This window comes from Dawidia cretensis (assembly GCF_018598175.1).
Lineage (GTDB): Bacteria > Bacteroidota > Bacteroidia > Cytophagales > Cyclobacteriaceae > Ohtaekwangia > Ohtaekwangia cretensis.
In genome coordinates this window covers 1-297 of the sequence record NZ_JAHESE010000175.1, presented here as the reverse complement: position 1 = coordinate 297, position 297 = coordinate 1, and the positions used below count along the sequence as shown (strand labels likewise).

General features: G+C 57.6%; 1 protein-coding gene. It reads left to right on the top strand.

Annotation, left to right across the window (positions count from 1 at the left end; all coding sequences use genetic code 11):
- Nucleotides 1-297: RagB/SusD family nutrient uptake outer membrane protein (locus KK062_RS30255; protein WP_254088115.1), on the top strand; the 297-nt coding region annotated here is incomplete at both ends.

The window sequence follows — 297 nt, the reverse complement described above, 5'->3', positions numbered from 1 at the left end:
GTCCGAAAGACCGTAATACCATCAACATCACGGGGTACTGGCCTAAAAAGCTCGTGCATTACCTGTCGGTATACGACGACGGCTTCCAGCCCGTGCACTTCCACCTGCCGGTGATACGGCTTGCGGGCTTGTACCTGTTATGTGCCGAAGCGCTGAACGAGCTCAACGGTCCCGGTGAAGAAGCCTATGGCTATATCAATGCCGTACGGCTGCGGGCAGGCTTGCCAACGGTGCAGGCGGCGTGGTCGACATACGCGACGAACCCGAATAAATATCAGACCCAGGACGGGTTGCGTC